A 4,276-nucleotide genomic window follows, 5' to 3' on the forward strand; every position below is an offset into this window, starting at 1 on the left:
GTGCTCCCCCGGGCCCGGCCGCTCGCGCGCGCCGATGATCATCCCGGCGTAGGCTCTCGGCTGATCACAGGGGCACAGGAGAGGGAGACATGGGCCAGAAGATCATCCGGTTCTCGGACCTGACCGGCAAGCACGCGGAGAGCGACGCGGACCTGGTGCGGGTGGTGGTGCTCCGGCACCCCGACCTGACGGACGGTCCGGTCGAGATCGACGCGCTGGCCGGGGAGTTGGGCGGCGTGCGGGAGCTGGCGCTCGACCTGGTCACCGTCGAGCTGCACCACCCGGACCGGGCGGAGCCGCAGACGGTGGTGATGGAGGCGGCGACCTTCGACCGGCTGGCCTCGGCCGCGCCGATGGCCGAGGTGCTGCGCGGCGCCCGCCCGGCCGCCCGGACGGCCGCGCGCGAGACGGCGCCCACCCCCGTGCGGGAGGCCACGCCCACCACCGTGCGCGGGGCGGCGCCCGCCGCCGGCCGGGAGCGGGTCGACCACGCCGGCCTGGAGCACGCCGGACGGCCGCACCAGGGCCGCACCGCCGAGGCGGAGAAGCAGGTCGTCCGGGAGCACCTGGAGGAGATCAACGAGCGGCTCGCCGCCGAGGGCGTGCGCACGATCGACCCGGCGAACGTCGAGCACGTCACCCAGTACCGGCTGGACACCCTGGCCCGGGAGACCGGTGTGATGTTCGGCTGAGCCACCCGGGTCGCGCCGCCCGGCGCTCCGGTTGCGCCGCCCGCCGGGGGGAGCTCGGCGGGGGCGGCCCGGCCCGTCGGCCGCAAAGCCCCCACGGAACGCCGGACCGTCCCGGAACGCCGTACCGCCCCGGGCCGCGTTGCCGCCGGGCGGGTGACCGCCGAGCAGGTGAACCGCCGCGACCGGCCCTCGTGTCGCCGACCGGTGCGCCGGGGCGATCGGCTGGACTGCCCGCTATGCGACTTCCATTCCGGACCGGGCGGATCGCCTCGGTCCTGGCGCTGGTGGCCGGCTCGCTGCTGAGCAGCAGCGTGCTGGCCCCACCGGCCCAGGCCGCGATCTCCTTCACCAAGAGCGTCGACAAGGCGACCGTCTCCCCGGGGGAGAACGTCACCTACACGCTGCGCTACACCTGCTCCATCACCGAGTGCACGGGCGGGAACATCCTCGACACCCTGCCGTCGAACATGCAGTTCCTCGGCTGGACGCCGGACCCGTCCTCCGTCGACGTGGCCGCCTCCACGGTACCCGCCGCGGGCGCGACGGGCGGCACGATGGACATCAGGCTGAAGGACCTCAGTCCGGGCACCACCGCCACCATCACGGTGACGATGAAGTACCCGAACTTCACCACCCCGAACGGCGCCACCTCGACCAACTCGGCCACCATGTCGGCCACCGGCGAGACCTCGCAGACCGCCACCGCGAACACCACGGCCCAGGTGCAGCCGCAGTACACGGTGACCAAGGGCATCCAGACCTCCAGCAGCGACAACCGCACCGTCACCTACCAGTTCACCCCCTGCGCCACCGACAACGTGCCCAACGTCGACCTGGACAGCAGCCGGCTGCTGGACACCCTGCCGCCCGGCGCGGTGGTGGACACCGGCCGCTCGCCGGGCTGGACGCAGGTGCCGCCCGGCCCGAACACCTGGGGCTACGACATCGGCCCGTTCGTGTCCGGCAACGGGCGCGGCGGCTGCCGCAACCCGGGCGTCCTGGTGGTCAACTACCCGGCGGCCTCCTTCCCGGACGGGACCACCTCCGAGAACACCGTCGACCTGCTCGGCGCGCCGCTCACCGAGGCCGAACGGCAGCTGGACACCTCGTCCGTCACCACCAACACGTTCCAGCCCCCGGTGACCGGCGTGGTGGTGACCGCCAGCAAGGTCTGGCGCGACACCACCACCAACGGCGACCTCAACTCCTTCAGCCTCTCCGCCACCAACACGGCGGGCCCGGCCACCAGCCTGACCATCACCGACCCCGGAGCGGGCTCCACCGACGGCGTCTACAACTGGATCTTCCCGCAGTCCCTCCAGCTGGAGCCGTGGAACCCCACCAGCATCCAACTGACCCTGCAGTACCGCCTCAACGGCGACCCCACCTGGCACACCTTCACCCCGGGCACGCCGTTCAACGGCTCCACCGCACGGCGGCTCACCTTCGCCCAGGGCGCGGGCGACCCGGCCAACGACGTGCTCGGCATCCCCGCCGGGCAGTGGCTGGACGGCCTCGAGCTCACCTGGAACGGCCCGATCCCCACCGGCTGGAGCCCCGGCAACGCGGTGCAGCTGGTCACCCAGGTCGCCACCCCCGGCCACGACGGGCGCCCCGCCCCCGAGCCGCTGACCAACTGCGTGGACACCAGCGCCACCGACGGCACCACCACCGCCAACGCCAACGCCTGCGCCCGGACCACCATCACCCAGGCCACCAACCTCGGCGCCGCCAAGACCACCGTGGCCGGCGAGCTGTCCGCCCCCGGCGGCAAGGCCACCTTCCAGGTCATCCCGTACAACCGCAGCGCCCACGACCTGGACCGCCCGCTCGTCCTGTACGACCTGCTGCCCGCCGGCGTGGTCTACATCGACGGCTCGGCCCGGCCCGACCCCGACTACCCCGACGCCAAGGCCCCCTCGTCGATCACCGTGACCCCGGGCCCGGACGGGCGCCAGCTCGTCAAGATGGAATGGCCGGCCGGCGCCCCCGACTCGACGTACCTGCACGACGCCATGGCCTACCGGATGCTCTTCGACGTCCAGGTCGCCGACAGCATCCGCTCCGGCACGCTGACCAACGACGTCTACGTCACCGTCGACCAGCCCACCGCCCCGGTCGCCTGCATGTACTCCGGCTCCGACAGCGGCAGCACCCCCGACGTGCTCGACCTCAACGGCAACGGCGACACCACCGAGCTGATGTGCCACGCCTCCTCGCAGATCCAGGTCGACGTGCCGGCGGTGCTGCGCTCGTACAAGGAGGTCAAGGGGGACCTCGACGCCGACTACATGACCATCGGCACCGCCACCCCCGGCGGCCAGACGTCCTGGCGGATGACCGTCCGCAACGACTCCCCGGACCCGGTCACCGACTTCCTCGCCTACGACAAGCTCCCCACCCCCGGCGACAACTACGTGCTCACCCAGGACGCCCCGCGCGGCAGCGCCTGGACCCCGTCGCTCAGCCAGCCGATCACCAGCAACGACCCGACCGTGGTGATCGAGTACGCCACCGACCCCAACCCCTGCGTGAACCCGCTGCTGGTCGACCGCACCGGCTGCAACAGCGCCGCGGTCTGGAGCACCACCTTCCCCGGGCCGGGAACGGCCACCTGGTTCCGCCTCAGCCGCCCCGGCGCCCTGGCCTCCGGCGAGTCCTTCACCCTGACCTGGCCGATGGTCGCCTCCTACGACGCGCCGGAGGGCGAGTACGCCTGGAACAGCTTCGCGTACACCGCCACCGACGCCTCCGGCCGCCAGCTGCTGCCGGCCGAGCCCGCCAAGGTCGGCGTCGCGGTCAAGCGCGTCGCCCCCTCCAACAACGCGCTGGGCGACTTCGTCTGGCACGACCGGGACGGCTCCGGGATCCAGAAGCCCGGTGACGAGGGCATCCCCGGGGTCACCGTGCACCTGCTGGACGGCAACGGGCAGCCCGTACGGGACAAGGACGGCAAGCCTGTCACCACGGTGACCGACGCCACCGGGCACTACCTGTTCGACAACCTGCCGGACGGCAGCTACGCGGTGCGGTTCGACCTGACCACCCTGCCCAAGGGCGCCACCGTCACCAAGCAGCACGCCGGCACCGACCCGAGCAAGGACTCGGACGGCGACCCGACCACCGGCATCACCCAGACCGTCACCCTCAGCGGCGGGCAGCGCGACCTCGACCTCGACCTGGGCGTGATCCTCCAGACCAGCTCCCCGTCGCCGTCGCCCTCGCCCTCGCCGAGCCCGTCGCCGTCCCCCTCCCCGTCGCCGAGCCCGAGCCCGTCGCCGTCCCCGTCCAACTCCCCGTCCCCGTCGCCGTCACCGACGTCCTCGCCGAGCACGACGGCCACCGCGACCCCCACCCACCCCCACACCCCGAGCGCGTCGGAGAGCGGCGAGCTGCCGCACACCGGCGGCTCCTCCTCCGACACCCTGGTCGCGGCGCTCGGAGCCATCGCCCTCCTCGGCGGCGGCGTCCTCTGCTTCGTCGCCTACCGCCGACCGGGCCGCCACAGCTGACGCCCGCTCGGACCCCCGCCTGACACCAGCAGGACACCAGCAGGACACCAGTGGCGCCGCCCCACCCGGGGC

The 4,276-nt window shown here is 73.2% G+C and carries 2 protein-coding genes; both read left to right on the top strand.

The features are described 5' to 3' along the window. The first annotated feature begins 89 nt into the window (after positions 1 to 89). Positions 90 to 692, top strand: coding sequence for a hypothetical protein (locus ACFU7Z_RS37100; protein WP_380782484.1), 603 nt, complete (start codon positions 90 to 92; stop codon positions 690 to 692). Positions 693 to 928: 236 nt separating this feature from the next. Beyond that, the gene (locus ACFU7Z_RS37105; RefSeq protein ID WP_380782486.1) at positions 929 to 4,204 is read left to right on the top strand and encodes an SdrD B-like domain-containing protein; all 3,276 of its coding nucleotides are present in this window, start codon (positions 929 to 931) and stop codon (positions 4,202 to 4,204) included. The last annotated feature ends 72 nt before the right edge of the window (positions 4,205 to 4,276 follow it).

This window comes from Kitasatospora sp. NPDC057518 (assembly GCF_042802075.1).
GTDB lineage: Bacteria > Actinomycetota > Actinomycetes > Streptomycetales > Streptomycetaceae > Kitasatospora.